The sequence below is a fragment of the Hydrogenophaga soli genome (assembly GCF_054777695.1).
Map to the genome: position 1 here is coordinate 1 of NZ_BAAHAK010000013.1, position 21,026 is coordinate 21,026.

A 21,026-nucleotide genomic window follows, 5' to 3' on the forward strand; every position below is an offset into this window, starting at 1 on the left:
TGACCCAGCAAAACGCGGCGCTGGTGGAAGAAATGGCGGCAGCGGCCTCGTCACTCAACACCCAGGCGCAAGACCTGGTGCAGACCGTGGCCGTGTTCAAACTCTCGGCCCAAGACGGCCAGCGGGCCAGCGCACCCCGCGCAGCGGCGGCAGCACACGCCACACCCGCGGCGGCTCAGCGCAAAGCCCCGGCGGCCCGTTCCCTGGCGGCCCCGGTGAAGACGGCGGCCAAAGCGCTGCCGGCGGCCCAAGCCAGTGCCAAGGCCAGCGCCAAACCGGCGGCGGGCAAGTCGGCGGCGGAGCCCAAGCCGACAGCCAAGCTGCCCGGAGCGACGGCAGCGGCCACCTCCACCAGCACGGCCATCGCGCCCAAGGCCAAGGGTGGGGATGAGGACTGGGAAACGTTCTGAGCGCCGTCAGCGCATGTTCTTCTGGAACTCGGCCACGCCGTCGGTCAGCGACAGGGCGGCCGCGGCTTCGCGCAGGTATTCCCGCACCTGCTCACGCGGTGGGCTGATGTAGCCGTCGATCAGGCGGATGTAGGGGCAGGTGAGGGCCGCCAGGGCGCTGCCATCGGGGCCGCAGATGGGGAAGGCGATGTCCGTCACCCCGAAGGTCTGGGCGCTGTCCCGGTCGATGTAGCCGTCGTGTCGCACCATGGACAAGGTGTTGAGCAGGGCGGGCATGTCGATCTGTTTTTCGCCTTGCAAGGGCAGGTGTTCGGCCAGCATGCGGTCACGGCTGGCGGGGTCGGCAAAGGCCAGCAGCAAATGGCCCGAAGCCGTGTCCAGCAAACTCACCCGGCTGCCGCGTTGGACGGAAAAGCTCCAGCCCCGTGGGCTGTTCATCTGGGCGCTGATGAGCACGTTGCCCCGGTCGTACACACCCAGGTGGCACGACTGCTCGGCCCGGCGCGAGAACTCGTCCATGATGGGCAGCGCCTGGTTGATGAGCCGACTCAGCGGGGGGTGCATGTTGGCCAGCGCAAACAGCTTCAGGCTCAGGGCGTAGCGGTCACCTCCGGCGCTGCGACGCACGTACTGCCGGGCCACCAGCCGCTCCAGCATGCGGTAGATCTCACTGGGGCCACGCCCCATTTCCTTGACGATTTCGGCGCGTGTCAGGCCTTGGGGCTGGCTGGCCAGCAGTTCCAGGATGTCCAGACCTTTGTCCAGGGCAGGTGCCCGGTACTTGTCCGCTGCCTCGGCGGGGGAGGTGGATGCGTTGACGTCGCTCATGAAAATCAATGGTGAATGGTCGGGTTCATCAGTGATGAACAGGGTGGCAGGTTAGCCGATGTTTTCAAAGTTTGCTTGTTCTGAATGGTCATAGGGTTTTCCTGGGTGTTTTTGATGGTTGGTGGTGTTTATGATTTTCATCAGTGAATCAACAGTTTATATACAAACACTCACATGGCCAACGACAGACTTGCAGGCAAAACCGTTTTCATCACCGCCGCGGCGCAGGGCATTGGCCGGGCCAGTGCCATTGCCTGTGCCCAGGAAGGTGCTCGGGTGGTGGCCACCGATGTGAATGCGGCGTTGCTGCAGGAGCTGGCCTATGAACACCCCGCCATAGCCGTGCAGGTCATGGACGTGTGCAGCGATGCCCAGGTGCAGTCGGTGGCGGCCAGCGTGGGTGCGGTGGATGTGTTGTTCAACTGCGCGGGCATCGTGACCAACGGCACGCTGCTGGACGGGTCGGACGAGGATTGGATGCGCAGCTTCGACATCAACGTGCACGGCATGTACCGCGTCACCCGTGCCTTGCTGCCGGGCATGCTGGCCCGCGTGGCGGAGTCGGGTGGCACGGCGTCGGTCATCAACATGGCGTCCATGGCGTCCAGCATCAAGGGATTTGTCAACCGCTGCGCCTATGGGGCCACCAAGGCCGCGGTCATCGGGTTGACCAAGTCGCTGGCGGCGGACTATGTGAAGCAGGGTTTGCGTGCCAATGCGCTGTGTCCGGGCACGGTGGATACACCTTCTTTGCGTGGCCGCATTGCGTCCGCCGCTGATCCGGTGCAAGCTGAAAAGGATTTCATTGCCCGTCAGCCCATGGGGCGTCTGGCCACGGTGGATGACATCACGCCCATGGTGGTGTACCTGGCCAGCGACGAGTCGCGGTTTGTGTCAGGGCAGGCGCTGTTGGTGGACGGTGGCGTCACCATCTGAAGCCGCATCGCAGTCAACACATCAAAGCAGTCATGGACGCCAAAGACGCAGCGTGTTTGATCCGGGCCGAGGGCTTGGGCAAGGCCTTTCCGGGTGTGGTCGCGTTGGACGATGTGTCGTTCGATCTTCGCGGTGGTGAAGTGCATGCCCTGATGGGGGAGAACGGTGCGGGCAAGTCCACGCTGATGAAAATCCTGGCCGGTGTGTACCGCAAGGACAGCGGGCGGTTGTGGGTGCACGGCGAGGAGGTGGACTTTCACACCCCCGCGCAAGCCCAGGCCAAAGGGGTGGGCATTGTTCACCAGGAGTTGCACCTGGCGCAGCACCTCACGGTGGCGCAGAACATGTACATCGGGCGGGAGGCTCACCGCTGGGGTTGGTTGGACGAGGGGCGCCTGAACCGCGACGCCGCCGTGCTGTTCGAGCACCTGAACGTCAAGCTTGACCCGGCTGCGCAGGTGTCGGGCTTGACGGTGGCGGCCCAGCAGATGGTGGAGATTGCCAAGGCGCTCACGTTCCGTTCGCGGGTGCTCATCATGGACGAGCCCACAGCCGCGCTCAACACCCGTGAGGTGGAGGAGCTGTTCCGGGTCATCCGGCAGTTGCGTGACGAGGGGGTGGGCATTGTCTACATCTCCCACAAGATGGATGAGATCCAGCGCATTGCCGATCGGCTGACGGTGATGCGTGATGGCAAGACCATCGCCTCCGTGCCCGCCGACACGCCCATGCCCCAGGTGGTGGCCATGATGGTGGGGCGGGAGATCAAGGCCCATGTCAAAGAGGTGCCTGACACGTCCGGCAACCCCGTGCTGCTGGAGGTGAAGGGCCTGAGTCGGGGCCGGGCGGTGCAAAACGCCAGCCTGACGGTGCGGCGAGGCGAGATCGTGGGCCTGGCCGGTCTGATGGGGGCGGGGCGCACCGAGCTGGCCCGTCTGGTGTTTGGGGCCGACCGCCGCGAGTCCGGCGACATCTGGGTGGATGGCCAAAAAATCGACATCCGCTCCCCCAAGGATGCGGTGCAAGCGGGCATTGGCTACCTCTCCGAGGACCGCAAGATGCTGGGCCTGGCCACGGGCATGAATGTGGAGGCCAACGTCACCTTGGCCAGCCTGCACCGCTTCAAGCGTGGGGTGGGTTGGCTGCACCACAAGGCCATGCGCGAGCACGCCCACGAGCTGGTGAAGAAGCTGCGGGTGAAAACCCCGGGGCTGGACCAGACGGTGCGTTTGTTGTCCGGGGGCAATCAGCAAAAGGTGGTCATGGCCAAGTGGCTGCTGCGGGATTGCCAGGTGTTGTTCATCGACGAACCCACCCGGGGCATTGACGTGGGGGCCAAGGCCGAGATCCACCACCTGCTCAACGAGTTGGCGGCGCAAGGGCGGGCCATTGTGGTCATTTCGTCCGAGCTGCCTGAGGTGCTGTTGCTGAGCCACCGGGTGGTGGTGATGTGTGAAGGCCGCATCACCGGCGAACTGCCGGGCGACACCGCCACCCAGGAGCAAATCATGGCGCTGGCCACGCAGCGCACCGCGTTGGCCTGAGTGCCCACCCCTTTGTATTCAAGCCATTTCTGACCGTTTGTTCATGACCACTCCCGCTTCTTCCTCCCAGCCATCGCCCGTCAAGTTCGCCTGGTCGGGCCAGGCCAAGCAAAAGCTGCTGGCCTTTGCCAGTTTGGTGGCGCTGATTGCCGTGTTCTCGGTGTTGCGTCCCGATGCGTTCATGACGCAGGACAACATCATCGGCATCCTGCAATCCACCACGGTGATCGGGGTGCTGGCCATTGCCAGCACCTTCGTCATCATCACCTCGGGCATTGACCTGTCGGTGGGCGTGCTGATGACGTTCTGCGCCGTCATGGGCGGGGTCTTCATGGTCAAGATGGGTTTGCCCATGTGGGCCGGGATTCCGTTGACCCTGGTGGTGGGGGCCCTGGTGGGGGCCATTTCCGGCTTGACCATCACGCGCTTGCGGGTGCCGCCATTCATTGCCACGCTGGGCATGATGATGTTGCTCAAAGGCCTGTCGCTCATCATCACCCAGACCCGTCCCATCTACTTCAACGATGTGGAGGGCTTCGACCAGATCTCGCTGGGTTCGGTGTTGGGCGACTGGATGCCCCTGCCCACCGGGGTGCTGGTGTTCTTTGTGGTGGCGGGGGTGTCGTCGCTGGTGCTCAACAAAACCCTGTTGGGGCGCTACACCTTTGCCTTGGGCAGCAACGAAGAGGCGGTGCGCCTGTCGGGCGTCAACGTGGATCGCTGGAAGGTGGTCGTCTACACCTTCAGCGGGGGCATTTGCGCCATCTCGGGGCTGCTGATTGCCTCCCGCCTGAACTCGGCCCAGCCTGCGCTGGGGCAGGGCTACGAACTTGACGCCATTGCCGCCGTGGTGATTGGCGGAACGTCCCTCAGTGGGGGCGTGGGAACCATCCTGGGCACGGTGATCGGCGCTTTCATCATGAGTGTGCTGATCAACGGGCTGCGCATCATGTCGGTGGCCCAGGAGTGGCAGATGGTGTTGACGGGCCTGATCATCATTTTGGCCGTCTACACCGACAACCTTCGACGCAACAAGTCCTGATCCCCAGGGCCGTCGCGGCGCAATTCAACCGTGCTTTGCTTTTTCACCGTGCGTTCAATCAAAGGAGACTTTTCATGATCACCAAACGCAAACTCGTGGCTCTGTCCGCCGTGCTGGCATTGGCGGGCTTTGGCCCGGCCGTGAATGCCCAGGAGGTGTACATCCCCCTGGTGTCCAAGGGGTTCAATCACCAGTTCTGGCAGGCCGTCAAGCAAGGGGCGGACCAGGCGGCCAAGGAATTCAAGGTCAAGGTGTCGTTTGAGGGACCTGAAACCGAGCAGCAGGTGGACAAGCAGATCGACATGTTGTCGGCCGCCATCGCCAAGAAGCCCCAGGCGCTGGGCTTTGCCGCGCTGGACAGCAAGGCCGCCATTCCGCTGCTGAAAAAGGCCCAGGCCGCCAAGATTCACGTCATTGCGTTTGACTCGGGTGTGGACAGCGACATCCCCGTCACCACCGCCACCACGGACAACGTGGCCGCCGCGGCCCTGGCCGCCGACAAACTGGCCGAAAAGATTGGCGGCGAAGGTGAAGTGGCCGTGATCGCCCACGACCAGACCAGCCGCACCGGCGTGGACCGTCGCGACGGTTTCCTGAACCAGATCAAGGCCAAGTACCCCAAGATCAAGGTGGTGGATGTCCAGTACGGTGGCGATCAGCTCAAGTCGGCTGAAATCGCCAAGACCCTGTTGCAGGCCCACCCCAAGCTCAAGGGCATTTTCGGCACCAACGAACCCGGGGCCATCGGTGCCGGCAAGGGCATGAAGGAAGCCAAGAAAACCGGCGTGGTGATCATCGGCTTCGACTCTGGCAAGGCCCAGAAGGACATGATCAACGACGGCACCATCGCCGGCTCCATCACCCAGAACCCCGTGGGCATTGGCTACCGCACGGTGGAAGCAGCGGTCAAGGCCATCAAGGGTGAGAAGCTGCCCAAGATCATCGACACCGGCTTCTACTACTACGACAAGACCAACATCAACGACCCCAAGGTGGCTGCGGTTCTGTACGACTGATCGCCTGTGGTGATGGCCCCTGCGGGGGCTGTCACCGGGGGTGATTCCCTCTCTTTTATTCTTTCCCCAGAGGCAAATCAAGTGAAATTGTTGCGATATGGCCCCGTTGGCCACGAAAAACCCGGCATGCTGGACGCTCAAGGCCGTGTGCGGGACCTCAGCGCGTTGGTGACCGACATCGCGGGTGACGTGTTGTGCCCCGAGGGTCTGGAGCGCCTGAAAGCCGTGGACCCCGACAGCCTGCCGCTGGTGGATGGGGCGCCGCAACAAGGCTTGCGTCTGGGGCCTTGTGTGGGCCGTGTGGGCAAGTTCGTCTGCATCGGCCTCAACTACTCCGACCACGCGGCGGAAAGCGGCATGCAGGTGCCTCCCGAGCCGGTGGTCTTCAACAAATGGACCAGCGCCATCATCGGCCCCAACGATGACGTTCGCATTCCCCGCGGGTCGCTCAAGACCGACTGGGAAGTGGAGCTGGGCGTGGTGATTGGCCGCGGCGGTGCCTACATCCGCCAGGAAGATGCGCTGTCGCATGTGGCGGGGTATTGCGTCATCAACGACATCTCGGAACGCGAGTACCAGCTGGACCGCAGCGGCACCTGGGACAAGGGCAAAGGCTGCGACACCTTTGGTCCCCTGGGCCCCTGGCTGGTGACGGCCGACGAGGTGCCCGACCCCCACAACCTGGGCATGTGGCTGGACGTGGACGGCCAGCGCCAGCAAAACGGCAGCACCCGCACCATGGTGTACCGGGTGGACTTCCTCATCAGCTACCTCAGCCAGTTCATGAGCCTGCAGCCGGGCGACGTCATTTCCACCGGCACGCCACCCGGGGTGGGCATGGGCAAGAAGCCCCCCACCTACCTGCGTGCCGGGCAAGTCATGCAACTGGGCATTGACGGCTTGGGCACGCAGATGCAGCGCACTGTCGACGCCTGAGTTCTTTCCGTACTTTTCAAATCGCTTTCACCCATGACTGTCATCCGGTCCATGCGCGTCCTGGACGTGCGCTTCCCCACCTCCACCCGCTTGGACGGGTCGGACGCCATGAACCCCGATCCCGACTATTCGGCAGCGTATGTGGTTCTGGAAACCGACGATCCGACACTGCAGGGCCATGGGTTGACCTTCACCATCGGGCGCGGCAACGAAGTCTGCTGCGCCGCCATCGAGGCCATGCGCCACCTGGTGGTGGGGCTGGACATGGACTGGGTGGTCGAGGACATGGGGCGCTTTTGGCGTTTCATCACCTCCGACAGCCAGTTGCGCTGGATCGGCCCTGACAAAGGGGCCATCCACCTGGCCACGGGCGCCGTTGTCAACGCCGTGTGGGACTTGTGGGCCAAGATGCGGGGCTTGCCCCTGTGGCAACTGGTGGCGGAAATGTCACCCGAAGAGCTGGTGCGCTGCATCGACTTCCGCTACATCACCGATTGCATCACCCCGCAAGACGCACTGGCGCTGTTGCGCCAGCGTGCCCAGGGCAAGGCCGAGCGCATCGCAACGCTGCGCGCCGAAGGTTACCCCTGCTACACCACGTCAGCGGGCTGGCTGGGGTATGACGATGACAAACTGCGCCGACTGTGCCAAGAGGCCGTGGACGCGGGCTTCAACCACATCAAGCTCAAGGTGGGGCGTGACCTGGAGGACGACATCCGCCGCCTTCGCATCGCCCGGGAGGTGCTGGGGCCTGATCGCAAACTGATGATCGACGCCAACCAGGTGTGGGAAGTCGACCAGGCGGTGGATTGGGTGCGGCAGCTGGCGTTTGCCCAGCCCTGGTTCATTGAGGAACCCACCAGCCCGGACGATGTGGAAGGCCATCGCGTCATCCGTGCCGGGGTGTACCCGGTGCAGGTGGCCACGGGCGAGATGTGCCAGAACCGCATCATCTTCAAACAGCTCATCATGCGCGGTGCCATCGACGTGGTGCAGATCGACTCGTGCCGCCTGGGCGGCGTCAACGAAATCCTGGCCGTCATGCTCATGGCCGCCAAACACAACCTGCCGGTGTGCCCGCATGCCGGGGGGGTGGGCCTGTGTGAGTACGTGCAGCACCTGTCCATGATCGACTACCTGTGCATTGCGGGCACCCGCGAGGGCCGTGTCATCGAATACGTGGACCACCTGCACGAGCACTTTGTCGACCCCTGCGTGGTGCGCAACGCGGCCTACATGCCGCCCAGCCGCCCGGGCTTTTCCATCGAAATGAAGGCGGAGTCGTTGGCGCAGTACCAACACCGTCCGCAAGCCCTGCCGTGATGAAGATCGACAGCCATCAGCACTTCTGGCGTTATCGGCCCGAAGACTATCCCTGGATCACCCCCGACCTCGGGGTCTTGCAGCGGGATCGTTTGGCTGCCGATGCCCAACCGGGCTGGACCGAAGCCGGGGTGAGTGGGTGTGTGGCGGTGCAGGCCCGCACCATCGAAGCCGAAAACGCCGACTTGCTGGCCATGGCGGCCCAAGACCCGCGGATTCGGGCCGTGGTGGGGTGGGTGGACCTCACCGCCCCCACCGCAGCGGACCGTCTGGCGCATTGGGCTGAACACCCCCGTTTCAGGGGCGTGCGCCATGTGCTGCAGGGTGAGCCCGATGTGGACGCCTGGGTGCAGCAGGTGCAGGTGAACCGCGCCCTGGCCACGGTGCAGCGCCTGGGCCTGGTGTACGACGTGCTGGTGTACAGCCACCAATTGGGCCGCCAGGTGTTGGATTTCTGCGCCCGCCATGGCAATCATTGGCTGGTGCTGGACCATGCCGCCAAACCCCCGTTGGCGGCCACCTTGGAGGGCGATGCCGAGCCCCTGCGCCTGTGGCGCAGTCACATCCAGGCGCTGGCCCGTTTGCCCCATGTGGTGTGCAAGTTGTCCGGCCTGGTGACCGAACTGGGGGGTGTGTCGCCCCAAGGACTCAGCGCGGTGCAACGCACCCTCATTCACCAGGTCATGGACCACGTGCTGGACTGCTTTGGTCCGGACCGGATCTTGTATGGATCGGATTGGCCGGTGTGCGAAGTGGCCGTGCCCATGGCCGAGGTGCATGCCCTTTCCAACCACTGGGCCAGCAGCCGTTTGAGCGAGTCGCAGCAGCAGGCCTTTTGGGCCGACAACGCCCAGCGCTGCTACCAGTGGGCCGACTGAACAGGAGTTTTTTCATGGATTTGCAACTCAAGCACAAAGTCTTCATCGTCACCGGCGGTGGCGCGGGCATTGGCGGCGCCATCTCCGAGGTGCTGGCCCAGGAAGGCGCCATCGTGGTGGTCTTCTCCAAAAGCAAACCCGCTGACGACTGGTGGCAGCAACTGGCCAGCCACCCGCAGGGTTGCCAGTTTGAACAGGTGGAACTGTCCGACGCCGACGCATGCCGGGTGGCGGTTGACCGGGTCATTCAACGCTGGGGCCGTCTGGATGGTTTGGTGAACAACGCAGGCGTCAACGACGGCGTGGGGTTGGACGCGGGTCCGGATGCCTTTGTGGCCTCGCTCCACCGCAACCTGGTGCACTACTACACCATGGCTCACCTGTGTGTGCCCCACCTCAAGGCCACGCGCGGCAGCATCGTCAACGTGTCCTCCAAGACGGCGGTGACCGGGCAGGGCGGCACCAGCGGGTACACCGCCTCCAAGGGCGCCCAGCTGTCGCTCACCCGCGAATGGGCCGCCTCCTTGCTGGCTGACGGCGTGCGCGTCAATGCCCTGATTCCCGCCGAGGTCATGACGCCGCTGTACCAGCGCTGGATTGCCACCTTCCCCGACCCAGAGGCCAAGCTGGCCGACATCACGCGCAAGATTCCGCTGGGTCAGCGCATGACCACGGCCGAGGAAATGGCCCGCACCTGCGTGTTTTTGCTGTCGCCCATGTCGTCGCACACCACGGGCCAGTGGTGTTTTGTCGACGGGGGTTACACCCACCTGGATCGGGCGCTGACATGAGTGCAGACCACACCCTTTCCAGTGTCCCGGGTGCACCTGTGCGTTATGCGCTGGCCCTGGACCTGGCCGACGACCCCCAGCTGATCGCCGAATACGAGCGTTACCACCAGGCGGTGTGGCCCGAGGTGTTGGCACACCTGCAAGCCCAGGGCGTGACGCGCATGGACATCTACCGCCTGGGCACCCGCATGTTCATGCTGATGGAGGTGGACCCCACCCGATACACCCCCGAGCGCATGCGCCAGGCCAGCGAGAACGATCCGGTCATCCAACGCTGGGAGGAACTCATGTGGACCTTTCAGCGCCCCACGCCATGGACCCCCGACGGTGAGAAATGGGTGTTCATGAAACCCGTGTTCGAGTGGAGCCCCGTGGGCTCCTGATTTTCAGGATCTTGAAAAATGTTGTCTGTTGTTTGCGCTTCGCCCCGTGATCTGGTGGCCCAGCACAGTGAAAAACCGGTGCGCCAGCCCGGTGAGGTGCTGATCCGGGTGCGCCGGGTGGGTGTGTGTGGGACCGACTTGCACATCTTCACCGGCCACCAGCCCTACCTGAGCTATCCCCGTGTGATGGGGCACGAGTTTTCGGGAACGGTGGACGAGGCCGATGCCGACGCCGGTCTGAACGTGGGGGACAGGGTGTATGTCATGCCCTACCTGTCGTGTGGCCGCTGCGTGGCCTGCCGCCAGGGCAAGACCAACTGTTGCACCCACATCCAGGTGCTGGGGGTTCACCGCGACGGGGCCATGGCCGAGTACCTCAGCGTGCCGCAGGCCTTTGTGCACAAGGCCGAGGGCATCTCCTTGGACCAGGCGGCCATGCTGGAATTCTTGGCCATCGGGGCCCACGCGGTGCGCCGGGGCGATGTGGCCGCGGGGCAGCGCGTGCTGGTGGTGGGGGCGGGCCCCATCGGTTTGGCCGCCATGATTTTTGCCCGGCTGCGGGGCGCAACGGTGGTGGCCTTGGATGGCCGCCAGGACCGGCTTGACTTTGCCGCCCAGCACGCGGGTGCCACGGCGGCGGTGGCGCTGGGCGAGGGCGACGAAGACCGTTTGTCGGCACTCACCCAAGGGGAGTTTTTCGACGTGGTGTTCGACGCCACCGGCAATCCCCAGGCCATGGAGCGGGGGTTCCGCTTCATCGCCCACGGCGGGCGGTATGTGCTGGTGTCCATCGTGCAGGGCAACATCAGCTTTTCCGACCCCGAGTTCCACAAACGTGAAGCCACGCTGTTGAGCAGCCGCAACGCCACGGTGGAAGACTTCGAAACCGTGATGGCCGCCATGCGCCGTGGCGACGTGCCCGATCAGGCACTGGCCACCCATCGGCTTCAGCTGGCCGAACTGCCCACCGCGTTTGAACGTTTGCTGGACCCGCAGCAGGCGGTCATCAAGGCCATTGTGGAGTGCTGATGGCCGATCGTCGGGTCAACCCCATATTGCAGTTTGGAACCAGCCGCTTTCTGCAAGCGCATGTGGACTTGTTCGTGTCCGAGGCGCTGGACCGGGGCGAGGCCCTGGGCGGCATCACCGTGGTGCAAAGCACGCAAAATCCGGCCAGCTCGCAGCGGACCCAGGCCTTCTGCCGCCCCGAGGGCTACCCAGTGGTGGTGCGCGGCCTGTCCGAGGGCCAGGCCGTCACCACGGAAAAGACCTGCCGCGCCATCCGCAAGGCCCTGAACGCCCGCACCCAATGGGACGAGGTGCGTGCAGACATGTGCAACGGCACCGCCGTGGTCATCTCCAACACAGGTGACAGCGGCTGGTTGCTGCACGACACCGACGGCCCGCACCTGCTGGCCACGGGGCAGGCGGCCCCCGAGTCCTTTCCGGCCAAGCTGCTGGTGTTGTTGCACGACCGTTGGCAACACGTGCCCCAGCAAGCCTTGACGGTGTTGCCCTGCGAGCTGGTTGCCAACAATGGGGACCAGCTGCATGCCACCGTGGCACAGCTGGCGAGCGCATGGCAATGCGACGCCGCGTTCATGGATTGGTTGCCCCGCGGTGTGGTGTGGGGCAATTCGCTGGTGGACCGCATCGTGTCCGAGGCCTTGGAGCCCGTGGGTGCGGTGGCCGAGCCGTACGCCCTGTGGGCCGTGGAAAACCAGCCCGGGCTGCAGCTGCCGTGCCGTCACCCCGACATTGTGCTCACCGACAACCTGGCGGTTTTTGAGAAGCAGAAGCTCCATGTGTTGAACCTGGGGCACACCGTGCTGGCCGACCTGTGGTTGAAGCTGGCCCAAGGCGCCGACATGACCGTGTTGCAGGCCATGCAATACCCCGTGATGCGGGATTTGCTGGAACACATTTGGCAACACGAGGTGTGGCCGGTGTTTGATGCGGTGGGCCAGGGCGCACAGGTCCAGGGCTACATCGCCCAGGTGCGGGACCGATTGCTCAACCCCTTCCTGGCCCATCGCCTGGTCGACATCGCCCAGAACCACGCCCTCAAGAAGCAACGGCGCATTGGTGCCTTCATCCAGTGGGCGGAAAGCCAGGGCTTGTCGCTGGCCTTTCCCCGCCTGCAGCAGGTGCTGCAGGACACGAACTGACCTTCCCTGACCGATGGACATGACCCCCTCCCCGTGCAGCGCCTGGCTGCTTTCCGACCAAGATGACGTGGCCGTGGCCCGTGCGGCCCTGAACCCGGGAGACCGTTTGCCCTTGGGGGGCGGTGTGTTGGTGGTGCAGGCCATTGGCGCTGGCCACAAGGTGGCGGTGCGTGCCGTGGCGGCGGGACAGCCGGTGCGCAAGTACGGTCAGGTCATCGGCGTGGCCACGCAGGACATTGCGCCCGGGCAGCACGTTCACTCGCACAACCTGGGCATGGCCGACCATGCCACCGCCACGGCGGTGGGGGCGTCGTACCAGCCCCTGCCACGGGTGGCGGTGCCTGCGCAGTTCGAGGGGTATGTGCGCAGCAATGGCCGCGTGGGCACCCGCAACCATGTGGCCATTGTGTCCACGGTCAATTGTTCGGCCTCGGTGGCACGGGCCTTGGCCCAGGCGTTTTCAGGGGACGCCTTGGCTGCTTACCCGGGTGTGGATGGTGTGGTGGCCGTGACCCACGGCAGTGGCTGTGGCATGCGGGGCGAGGGTGAAGGGTTCGACATCCTCCAGCGCACCTTGTTGGGCTACGCCACCCACCCCAACGTGGCCGCCGTGCTGTTGGTGGGCTTGGGGTGCGAGGTCAACCAGGTGTCGGCCCTGGCCGAGCGGGTGCAGGCCCTGGCCCATGGTCCGGTGCAAACCCTGGGCATCCAGAGCGCGGGCGGTACGGCGGAGGCCATTGCCCAAGGCAAGGCGCTGCTGCACAGCTTGCTGACCCATGCCAGTGCCGCGAAGCGCAGCCCCGTGCCCGCCAGCCATCTGGTGGTGGGCTTGCAATGCGGCGGGTCAGATGGTTATTCCGGCATCAGCGCCAACCCCGTGCTGGGGGCGGCGGTGGACCGGTTGGTCAGCCACGGGGCCACGGCCATCCTGTCGGAAACCCCCGAAATTTATGGGGCCGAACACCTGCTGACCGCTCGCGCCGTCAATGCCGATGTGGCCCAGCGCCTCATGCAGCGCGTGCAGTGGTGGGAGGCCTACGCTCGGCAACATGGCGCTTCGCTGGACAACAACCCCTCTCCGGGCAACAAGGCCGGTGGACTCACCACCATCCTGGAAAAGTCCCTGGGGGCGGTGGCCAAGGCGGGCCGTTCGGGGCTGATGGACGTGCTGGCGTATGCGCAGCCGGTGCAAACGCCGGGCCTGGTGTTCATGGACACGCCGGGCTACGACCCGGTGTCGGCCACCGGGCAAGTGGCGGGTGGGGCCAACCTCATTTGCTTCACCACCGGGCGGGGGTCCACGTTTGGCTGCAAGCCCACGCCGTCGCTCAAGATCGCCAGCAACACGCCGTTGTACGAGCGCATGCGCCACGACATGGACTTCAACGCCGGGCAGGTCATCGACGGCGTGGCCAGCGTGGAGGCGTGTGGTGAACAGTTGTTCCAGTCGCTGCTTGAGGTGGCCAGCGGTCGCCCCACCGCCAGCGAGGTCCTGGGCCTGGGCGACATGGAATTTGTGCCCTGGCAACTGGGCGCGGTGATGTGATGCCCATGCACACCGAAGTGGACGTGCTCACCCTGGGTGAGGCCATGGTGCTGTTTGCCGCACAGGACGAAGGCCCGCTGGCCGAAGTCCAGCGGTTTGCCAAATTTGCCGCCGGGGCGGAGCTGAACGTGGCCATCGGCCTCAGCCGCCTGGGCTGGCGGGTGGCTTACCTCAGTCGGCTGGGTCAGGATTCCCTGGGTCAGTACCTGCTGGGCGTGATGCAGCGCGAGGGCATCGCCACCCACGGCGTGCGGGTCAGCGACGTTCACCGCACGGGTTTCATGCTCAAGTCGCGCGAGACGCAGGGGGCTGATCCCCAGGTGGAGTACCACCGCAAGGGCTCGGCGGCATCGACCATGGGGCCGGACGATCTGAAACGCCTGGTGCAGTCCAAGGCCAGGCACCTGCACATCACCGGCATCAGCCCGGCGTTGTCGCCCAGCTGCCACGAGCTGGTGCTGGTCGCCATCCGCTGGGCTAAGGCCCAGGGCATGACGGTGTCGTTCGATCCCAACCTGCGCCCCCGCTTGTGGGCAAGCCCACAGGCCATGATCGACACGCTCAACGCCGTGGCCGCCTTGTGCGACTGGGTGCTGCCCGGCCTGGCCGAGGGGCAAACCCTGACCGGGGCAAGCCACGCCGAAGAGGTGGCCCGGTTCTACCTGGACGCAGGTGCCCAGCATGTGGTGGTCAAGCTGGGGCGAGAAGGAGGCTACGGGGCCCATTGGGCCAGCGCCCAAGGGCAGCAGGCCACGGTGCCCGGCGTGCCCGTGCCGCAGGTGGTGGACACCGTGGGCGCGGGCGACGGTTTTGCCGTGGGCGTGATCAGCGGGGTGCTGGAGGGCTTGGGTTGGCCCCAGGCCGTGGCCCGTGGCAACGCCATCGGGGCCCGGGTGGTGCAGTTTCCGGGCGACAGCGACGGGCTGCCGCGCCGTCACGAGCTGGGTCCGTTGACCCTTTGAGCCGCTGCACAGGCCTGCCGACGGGTTGTTTCCGTGGCCGTTTCGTGCCGCCGCCGGTGAATTGTTGTGCTTACACCCAAGAGCGCCGGTCATCGACCACGTTTTTGAGTTCATGGTGTTGTCATTCTGTTGACCTTCCCGCACACTGGCGCACCAGCGCGGTGCCAGCTCCAGGTGGGGGTATCACGCCGAATAACTTAACTGTGTGGGAAACACCATCATGAAAAACATGACCGTTCGAGCCAAACTGACGTGGGCGTTTAGCGTGCTGGCCGCCATGGTGCTGCTGATTGGCAGCATGGCGCTTCGCGAGTTGGGTGCCGCCAACGAAGAGTTTCAGAACTTTGTGGAGGGCATCTATGCCCGCCTGGCCACCGCCAACGCGTTGATGAACGTGGTGAACGACCGGGCCATCGCCGCCCGCAACATCGTGCTGGTGACCAAGCCCGAAGACTTGCAGGCCGAAAAAGAGGCGGTGACCAAGGCCCATGTCGCGGTGGGCAAGAACTTGGCACACCTCAAGCAGATGGTCGCCACCCAGCCTGGGGTGAGTGACGAAGCCAAGCGCCTGGTGGCCGAGATCGACGCGGTGGAGCAAAAGTATGGCCCCGTGGCCCAAGCCATCGTGGAGCTGGGTCTGAACCGGCAGAACGAGGCCGCCATTGCCAAGATGAACGACGAGTGCCGCCCGCTGTTGAAAGCGTTGAACAACGTGGTTGACCAGTTCGTGGTCTTGAGCAAAGCCAACTCCGCCAAGCTGGAGGCCGACGCCAAAGAGACTTACGCCACCCAACGTGCCCTGATGATCAGCATTGCCGTGCTGGCCCTGGTGGTGGCCGTGGTGGCGGGGGCCTTGATCACCCGCAGCCTGGTGGGCGCCCTGGGGGCAGAACCTGCCGAGCTGTCCGACGCGGTCAGCCGCGTGGCCGATGGCGACCTGAGCACCCAACTCCATGTTCAGGCGGGAGACACCACCAGCGTGATGGCCGCGGTGGCGCGCATGCAGCAATCCCTGATCCGCGTGGTCTCCTCGGTGCGCCAAGGCTCGGACGGCGTGGCCACGGCCTCCACGCAGATTGCCCAAGGCAACCAAGACCTCTCGGGCCGCACCGAAAGCCAGGCCAGCGCGCTGGAAGAAACGGCCTCCAGCATGGAAGAGCTGGGCTCCACCGTCAAACAAAACGCCGACAACGCCCGCCAGGCCAACCAACTGGCCATGAGCGCCTCCACCGTGGCCGTGCAAGGTGGGGAAGTGGTGAGCCAGGTGGTGGACACCATGAAAGGCATCAACGAATCCAGCCGCAAGATCGCCGACATCATCACCGTCATCGACGGCATCGCCTTCCAGACCAACATCCTGGCCTTGAATGCGGCGGTGGAAGCCGCACGGGCCGGTGAGCAAGGGCGAGGCTTTGCGGTGGTGGCGGGAGAAGTGCGCAGCCTGGCCCAACGCAGTGCCCAGGCGGCCAAGGAAATCAAAGACCTCATCAGCGCCAGCGTCGAACGCGTGGAAGAAGGCACCCACCTGGTGGACAAGGCGGGAGAGACCATGACCGAAATCGTGACCAGCATCCGGCGGGTCACCGACATCATGGGAGAGATCAGCGCGGCCAGCAGCGAACAAGCCAACGGCGTGGGGCAAGTGGCCGAAGCGGTGCAGCAAATGGACCAAGCCACGCAGCAAAACGCGGCGCTGGTGGAAGAGATGGCGGCAGCGGCCTCATCGCTGAACACCCAGGCGCAAGAACTGGTGCAAACCGTGGCCGTGTTCAAACTCTCGGCGCAAGACGGCCAGCGGGCAGGCGCGCCCCGTGCCACGGCAGCACACGCCACACCCGCTGCGGCTCAGCGCAAAGCCCCGGCGGCCCGTTCCCTGGCGGCCCCGGTGAAAACGGCGGTCAAAGCGCTGCCAGCGGCCCAAGCCAGTGCCAAGGCCAGCGCCAAACCGGCGGTGGCCCCCAAGCCAGCGGCCAAGCTGCCCGGGGCGACGGCAGCGGCCACCTCCACCAGCACGGCCATTGCCTCCAAAGCCAAGGGTGGGGATGACGACTGGGAAACGTTCTGAGCGGACGCCAACCTGAGCGGTTGGCCCCCCATTTGCCCAGGCCCGACGGCACGCTGTGCCGATCGGGCTTTTTTCATGGGCGCTTGCGTGGTTTGAGATTCATGAGAAAAATGCTTCTAGCGCTTTATAAGAAAGCGCAAGCAGCTATCAAATAAATAGCGTTTGATGCGCACTCAACCGGTGTTGCGCAAACCCGCCGCAATGCCGTTGATGCTGATGTGGATGCCGCGTTTCACCCGGTCGTCCACCACCTCGCCGCGCTGCGTGGCCGCGCGGTGGCGGCGCACCAGTTCCACCTGCAGGTGGTGCAGCGGGTCGATGTAGGGGAAGCGGTGGCGCATGGAGCGCTCCAGCGCGCTGTTGTCCACCAGCCGTTGGGCCTTGCCGGTGATGAGGTTGAGGGCATCCACCGTCAGGTGCCACTCCGCTTCAATGGCGGCGAACACCTTTTTGCGCAGGCGGGTGTCGGTCACCAACTCGGCATAACGGCGGGCCAGGGCCAGGTCGCTCTTGGCCAGCACCATGTCCATGTTGGACAACAAGGTGCTGAAGAACGGCCACTGCGCATGCATTTGTTGTAGCAGCTTCTTATGCAGGGACAAGCGACGGGGGCCATTTTGGTTGAGGAACGCGTGCACGGCAGAGCCAAAGCCGAACCAGCCCGGGAGCGTCAGGCGGCACTGGCCCCAGCTGAAGCCCCAGGGGATGGCGCGCAGGTCCTCGATGCGTTGGGTGGCCTTGCGCGAGGCGGGGCGGGAGCCGATGTTGAGTTCGGCGATTTCGCGCAGCGGCGTGGCGTTGAAGAAGTAGTCGGCAAAGCCGGGCGTCTCGTACACCAGGGCGCGGTAGGCGGCCATGCTGGCCTCTGACAGCGCCTGGGCCGCCTGAAGGAACTCGGGGGCGGCGGGCTGGGTGGATTGCAGCAGCGTGGCTTCCAGCGTGGCGGCCACCAGGGTTTCGAGGTTGCGCCGCCCGATGTCGGGGTTGGCGTATTTGGAACCGATGACTTCACCCTGTTCGGTCAGGCGGATCTGGCCGCGCACCGTGCCCGGGGGTTGCGCCAGGATGGCCTGGTAGCTGGGGCCGCCGCCACGCCCCACCGTGCCGCCGCGGCCGTGGAACATGCGCAATTCAATGTTGTGGCTGTTGGCGAGCTGCTCGAACAGGTCCACCAGCGCCAGTTCGGCCTTGTACAGCGACCAGTTGCTGGTGAAGATGCCGCCATCCTTGTTGCTGTCGGAGTAGCCCAGCATCACGTCCTGTTCGCTGTACTGGCCCGGGCCGCCGCGTTGGACCATGTCGGCCACGCCAGGCAGGGCGTAGTACTCGCGCATGATGGTGGCGGATTGCTGCAGGTCTTCAATGGTTTCGAACAGCGGCACCACGATCAGGTCGGCCTCTGCTTGTTCTGCCAGCAGGCCGCGCATCAGGCCCACTTCCTTTTGCAGCAGCAGCACCTCCAGCAGGTCGCTCACCGTTTCGGTGTGGCTGATGATGTAGTGGCGGATGGCGTTGGCCCCGTAGCGCTGGCGCATGCGCAGGGCGGTTTCGAAAATGCTCAGCTCGCTGCGAGTCCAGTCGCTGTAGCTGGCACCCATCACGCGCAGGGGGCGGGCGTCGTTGAGCAGGCGCAGCAGCAGTTCGCGCTTGGCGGTTTCGTCCAGCGCGGTGTAGTCGGGGCAGATGCGGGCGGTGGCCAGCAGCTCGGCCAGCACGGTTTCGTGCTGATCGGAGCTTTGGCGCAGGTCCACCGTGGCCAGGTGAAAGCCAAACACCTCCACCGCACGGATCAGCGGTGCCAGGCGCTGGCGCACCAGGGCCTGGCCGTGGTGGGCGTTCAGGCTGGCTTCGAGGGTGCGCAGGTCGGCCAGCAGCTCGTCGGCCTGGGCATAGGGGTTCTGCGGGGCCACGGCATGGCGGGCGGCGGTGGTGCCGGTCAGCTCGGTGAGGGTGGCGGCCAGCCGGGCGTACATGCCGGTCAAGGCCCGGCGGTAGGGCTCATCCATGCGGTGGGCGTTGGTGTCGGGCGAGCTTTGCGCCAGGGCGCGCATCTCGGGGGTCACGCCGGTCAACATCTCGGACATGGACAGTTCGCCGCCCAGCCAGTGGATTTCGGTCAGCAGGTGGCGCAGCACCACTTCGGACTGGCGGCGCAGCGCGTATTCCAGCGTGGGCGCGGTCACGAAGGGGTTGCCGTCGCGGTCACCGCCAATCCACTGCCCCATGCGCAGGAACGGGGGCACCTGGTCGGACGCCTGGGGCAGTTCCAGCAGGTCTTCCAGGTCGCGGTACAGGCGGGGAATCTGGGTGAGGAAGGTGGCTTCGTAGTAGGTCAGCGAGTTTTCGATTTCGTCGGCCACGGTCAGCTTGGTGAAACGCAGCAGCCGGGTCTGCCACAGCTGGGTGACGCGGGCGCGGATCTGGGCCTCGTTGTCGGCCAGTTCGCGGGGCAGCAGGTGCTCGCGGGCGGCCAGCAACTGGGCAATGGCCCGCTCGGCGTCCAGGATGGCCTTGCGCTGCACCTCGGTGGGGTGGGCCGTGAGCACCGGGGACACATGGGCGTGCGCCAGCGTGCGGGCCACGGCCTGGCGGGAAATGCCGGCCTTCTGGATGCGCTGCAGCGCCATGTCCAGGCTGCCGGGTTGCACGTCGCCCTCGCGTTCGTGGATGGCCCGGCGGCGGATGTGGTGGCGGTCTTCCGCCAGGTTGGCCAGGTGGCTGAAGTAGGTGAAAGCGCGGATCACGCTCACCGTCTGGTCGTCGCTCAGGCCCTTGAGCAGCTTCTTCAAGGTTTTGTCGGCGGCGGCATCGGCGTCGCGGCGAAAAGCCACCGACAGCTGGCGGATCTGCTCGATCAGGTCGAAGGCGGCCTGGCCCTCCTGTTCCCGGATCACGTCACCCAGCAAACGGCCCAGCAGCCGGATGTCCTCGACCAAGGGGCGGTCTTTGTCGTCTTTGCCGTGGCCGGAAGGGGTCAAGGCAGCCTGGGGCGAAACAGGCGCGGCGCGGCGCGGCGCGGGGCGTCGGGCGGGGGTGTTCATGGGGGGTGTCCGGAAGGGGGGAGGGGGTACGGGTCATGCTAGCATCCTGCACCCTCAAAAACCCCGTTTTTTGGGTTACCAAACGGGTACTTTTTGGGCACCTTTCAGCCTCCCGACAGCCTTCGTCAGGGTTGACGGGGGCGTCCCTCCGCTCCAGCCGTCCTCGCCATGTCCGCACCTGCGTCCGTCTCCCCTTTGAACCTGACCATCGCCACCCGCGAAAGCCGGTTGGCCTTGTGGCAGGCCGAACATGTGCAGGCGCTGCTGCAAGCCCAAGGCCACACCGTCACGCTGCTGGGCATGACCACTCGGGGCGACCAGATCCTGGATCGCACCCTCAGCAAGGTGGGCGGCAAGGGCCTGTTCGTGAAGGAGCTGGAAACTGCGCTGGCGGAAGGTCGGGCTGACCTGGCCGTGCATTCGCTCAAGGACGTGCCCATGGAGCTGCCCGAGGGCTTTTCCCTGGCCTGCGTGATGGAGCGCGAAGACCCGCGTGACGCCTGGGTGTCGCCCCACTGTGCGGGTTTGGCAGACCTGCCGGAAAACGCGGTGGTGGGCACCTCCAGCCTGCGCCGCCTGGTGCTGCTGCGTGAAGCCTTGCAGCGCCTGGATCGCAACGATGTGCACATCGAACCCCTGCGCGGCAACCTGGACACCCGCCTGCGCAAGCTGGACGAGGGACAGTACCAGGCCATCGTGCTCGCTGCTGCGGGCCTCAAGCGCCTGGGCTTGGCGGCGCGCATCCGGCAGGTGTTTGAGCCCGAATCCATGCTGCCGGCCGCGGGGCAAGGGGCCTTGGGCATCGAGATTTGCAGCCACCGCGCCGACGTGGCCGCTGCGCTGGCCCCGCTGGCCCACCTGCCCACCTGGCTGTCGGTGGCCGCCGAGCGGGCCGTCAGCCGGGCCATGGGCGGCAGTTGCTCCATGCCGCTGGCGGCGTTTTCCCGCTGGCAAGCCGATGGCGCGCTGAAGCTGGAAGCCGCCTGGGGTGAAGAATTGGTCAGCGCCCCCCTGGTGCGCACCGAGGCGCAGCGTTCGGTGGCTTCGTTGGACGAGGCCGAGGCATTGGGCCGTGAAGTGGCCCTTGGACTGGTGGCTGCAGGCGCCCGTCGTGCCGACCTGCCTTCGGTCTCCTGAGGATTGCCTGGCCCTGTGCC

Annotated in this window: 17 protein-coding genes and 1 pseudogene; 16 read left to right on the top strand and 2 right to left on the bottom strand. The window is 65.3% G+C overall.

What is annotated here, in order from left to right; translation table 11 throughout:
* A pseudogene (locus ACYVB7_RS18520) lies at positions 1 to 410 on the top strand (methyl-accepting chemotaxis protein); the annotation flags it as partial.
* A 6-nt stretch (positions 411 to 416) separates the two neighbouring features.
* Here ACYVB7_RS18520 and ACYVB7_RS18525 read toward each other — a convergent pair.
* A complete protein-coding gene (locus ACYVB7_RS18525; RefSeq protein WP_460510222.1) occupies positions 417 to 1,238 on the bottom strand; it encodes an IclR family transcriptional regulator in 822 nt (273 codons plus the stop codon).
* A 174-nt stretch (positions 1,239 to 1,412) separates the two neighbouring features.
* Between ACYVB7_RS18525 and ACYVB7_RS18530 the strand changes: the two genes are divergently transcribed.
* The 14 genes from ACYVB7_RS18530 (at position 1,413) to ACYVB7_RS18595 (ending at position 16,828) form a co-directional block, all read left to right on the top strand.
* Positions 1,413 to 2,174: a Rossmann-fold NAD(P)-binding domain-containing protein gene (locus tag ACYVB7_RS18530; RefSeq protein WP_460510224.1), complete on the top strand. Its 762-nt coding sequence runs from the start codon at positions 1,413 to 1,415 to the stop codon at positions 2,172 to 2,174.
* A 32-nt stretch (positions 2,175 to 2,206) separates the two neighbouring features.
* Positions 2,207 to 3,718, top strand: a complete 1,512-nt coding sequence (locus ACYVB7_RS18535; protein ID WP_460510226.1) for a sugar ABC transporter ATP-binding protein — start codon at positions 2,207 to 2,209, stop codon at positions 3,716 to 3,718.
* 43 nt (positions 3,719 to 3,761) lie between these two features.
* Positions 3,762 to 4,760, top strand: a complete 999-nt coding sequence (locus tag ACYVB7_RS18540) for an ABC transporter permease (RefSeq protein ID WP_460510228.1) — start codon at positions 3,762 to 3,764, stop codon at positions 4,758 to 4,760.
* Positions 4,761 to 4,834: 74 nt separating this feature from the next.
* Complete coding sequence (locus ACYVB7_RS18545) at positions 4,835 to 5,776, top strand: ABC transporter substrate-binding protein (RefSeq protein WP_460510230.1); 942 nt, start codon at positions 4,835 to 4,837, stop codon at positions 5,774 to 5,776.
* 81 nt (positions 5,777 to 5,857) lie between these two features.
* On the top strand, positions 5,858 to 6,712 hold the full coding sequence (locus ACYVB7_RS18550; RefSeq protein ID WP_460510232.1) for a fumarylacetoacetate hydrolase family protein: 855 nt from the start codon (positions 5,858 to 5,860) through the stop codon (positions 6,710 to 6,712).
* A 33-nt stretch (positions 6,713 to 6,745) separates the two neighbouring features.
* Entirely contained in the window at positions 6,746 to 8,035 is a 1,290-nt protein-coding gene (locus ACYVB7_RS18555; protein WP_460510234.1) for an L-fuconate dehydratase, read from the top strand.
* Positions 8,035 to 8,913, top strand: a complete 879-nt coding sequence (locus ACYVB7_RS18560; RefSeq protein WP_460510236.1) for an amidohydrolase family protein — start codon at positions 8,035 to 8,037, stop codon at positions 8,911 to 8,913. The genes ACYVB7_RS18555 and ACYVB7_RS18560 overlap by 1 nt, the downstream gene beginning before the upstream one ends.
* Positions 8,914 to 8,927: 14 nt before the next feature.
* Complete coding sequence (locus ACYVB7_RS18565) at positions 8,928 to 9,704, top strand: SDR family oxidoreductase (RefSeq protein WP_460510238.1); 777 nt, start codon at positions 8,928 to 8,930, stop codon at positions 9,702 to 9,704.
* Between the two features lie 38 nt (positions 9,705 to 9,742).
* The gene (locus ACYVB7_RS18570) at positions 9,743 to 10,087 is read left to right on the top strand and encodes an L-rhamnose mutarotase (protein WP_460510391.1); all 345 of its coding nucleotides are present in this window, start codon (positions 9,743 to 9,745) and stop codon (positions 10,085 to 10,087) included.
* A gap of 18 nt (positions 10,088 to 10,105) precedes the next feature.
* Complete coding sequence (locus ACYVB7_RS18575; RefSeq protein ID WP_460510240.1) at positions 10,106 to 11,116, top strand: zinc-binding alcohol dehydrogenase family protein; 1,011 nt, start codon at positions 10,106 to 10,108, stop codon at positions 11,114 to 11,116.
* Positions 11,116 to 12,255 carry a mannitol dehydrogenase family protein gene (locus tag ACYVB7_RS18580; RefSeq protein WP_460510241.1) on the top strand — a complete coding sequence of 380 codons (1,140 nt, stop codon included), beginning with the start codon at positions 11,116 to 11,118 and terminating at the stop codon, positions 12,253 to 12,255. The genes ACYVB7_RS18575 and ACYVB7_RS18580 overlap by 1 nt, the downstream gene beginning before the upstream one ends.
* Positions 12,256 to 12,268: 13 nt before the next feature.
* Complete coding sequence (locus ACYVB7_RS18585; protein WP_460510243.1) at positions 12,269 to 13,801, top strand: UxaA family hydrolase; 1,533 nt, start codon at positions 12,269 to 12,271, stop codon at positions 13,799 to 13,801.
* 5 nt (positions 13,802 to 13,806) lie between these two features.
* On the top strand, positions 13,807 to 14,763 hold the full coding sequence (locus ACYVB7_RS18590) for a sugar kinase (RefSeq protein ID WP_460510245.1): 957 nt from the start codon (positions 13,807 to 13,809) through the stop codon (positions 14,761 to 14,763).
* Between the two features lie 229 nt (positions 14,764 to 14,992).
* Complete coding sequence (locus ACYVB7_RS18595; RefSeq protein ID WP_460510393.1) at positions 14,993 to 16,828, top strand: methyl-accepting chemotaxis protein; 1,836 nt, start codon at positions 14,993 to 14,995, stop codon at positions 16,826 to 16,828.
* Between the two features lie 173 nt (positions 16,829 to 17,001).
* Here the strand turns inward: ACYVB7_RS18595 and ppc are convergent, their stop codons facing one another.
* Entirely contained in the window at positions 17,002 to 19,869 is a 2,868-nt protein-coding gene (ppc, locus tag ACYVB7_RS18600; RefSeq protein WP_460510247.1) for a phosphoenolpyruvate carboxylase, read from the bottom strand.
* Between the two features lie 168 nt (positions 19,870 to 20,037).
* On the opposite strand from ppc, the gene hemC reads away from it, so the two are divergent.
* Complete coding sequence (gene hemC, locus ACYVB7_RS18605) at positions 20,038 to 21,006, top strand: hydroxymethylbilane synthase (protein WP_460510249.1); 969 nt, start codon at positions 20,038 to 20,040, stop codon at positions 21,004 to 21,006.
* The last annotated feature ends 20 nt before the right edge of the window (positions 21,007 to 21,026 follow it).

Coding starts and splice junctions, on each gene's coding strand:
- ACYVB7_RS18525 (WP_460510222.1), bottom strand. CDS start 1,238: ATGAGCGACGTCAACGCATCCACCTCCCCCGCCGAGGCAGCGGACAAG.
- ACYVB7_RS18530 (WP_460510224.1), top strand. CDS start 1,413: ATGGCCAACGACAGACTTGCAGGCAAAACCGTTTTCATCACCGCCGCG.
- ACYVB7_RS18535 (WP_460510226.1), top strand. CDS start 2,207: ATGGACGCCAAAGACGCAGCGTGTTTGATCCGGGCCGAGGGCTTGGGC.
- ACYVB7_RS18540 (WP_460510228.1), top strand. CDS start 3,762: ATGACCACTCCCGCTTCTTCCTCCCAGCCATCGCCCGTCAAGTTCGCC.
- ACYVB7_RS18545 (WP_460510230.1), top strand. CDS start 4,835: ATGATCACCAAACGCAAACTCGTGGCTCTGTCCGCCGTGCTGGCATTG.
- ACYVB7_RS18555 (WP_460510234.1), top strand. CDS start 6,746: ATGACTGTCATCCGGTCCATGCGCGTCCTGGACGTGCGCTTCCCCACC.
- ACYVB7_RS18560 (WP_460510236.1), top strand. CDS start 8,035: ATGAAGATCGACAGCCATCAGCACTTCTGGCGTTATCGGCCCGAAGAC.
- ACYVB7_RS18565 (WP_460510238.1), top strand. CDS start 8,928: ATGGATTTGCAACTCAAGCACAAAGTCTTCATCGTCACCGGCGGTGGC.
- ACYVB7_RS18575 (WP_460510240.1), top strand. CDS start 10,106: ATGTTGTCTGTTGTTTGCGCTTCGCCCCGTGATCTGGTGGCCCAGCAC.
- ACYVB7_RS18580 (WP_460510241.1), top strand. CDS start 11,116: ATGGCCGATCGTCGGGTCAACCCCATATTGCAGTTTGGAACCAGCCGC.
- ACYVB7_RS18585 (WP_460510243.1), top strand. CDS start 12,269: ATGGACATGACCCCCTCCCCGTGCAGCGCCTGGCTGCTTTCCGACCAA.
- ACYVB7_RS18590 (WP_460510245.1), top strand. CDS start 13,807: ATGCACACCGAAGTGGACGTGCTCACCCTGGGTGAGGCCATGGTGCTG.
- ACYVB7_RS18595 (WP_460510393.1), top strand. CDS start 14,993: ATGACCGTTCGAGCCAAACTGACGTGGGCGTTTAGCGTGCTGGCCGCC.
- ppc (WP_460510247.1), bottom strand. CDS start 19,869: ATGAACACCCCCGCCCGACGCCCCGCGCCGCGCCGCGCCGCGCCTGTT.
- hemC (WP_460510249.1), top strand. CDS start 20,038: ATGTCCGCACCTGCGTCCGTCTCCCCTTTGAACCTGACCATCGCCACC.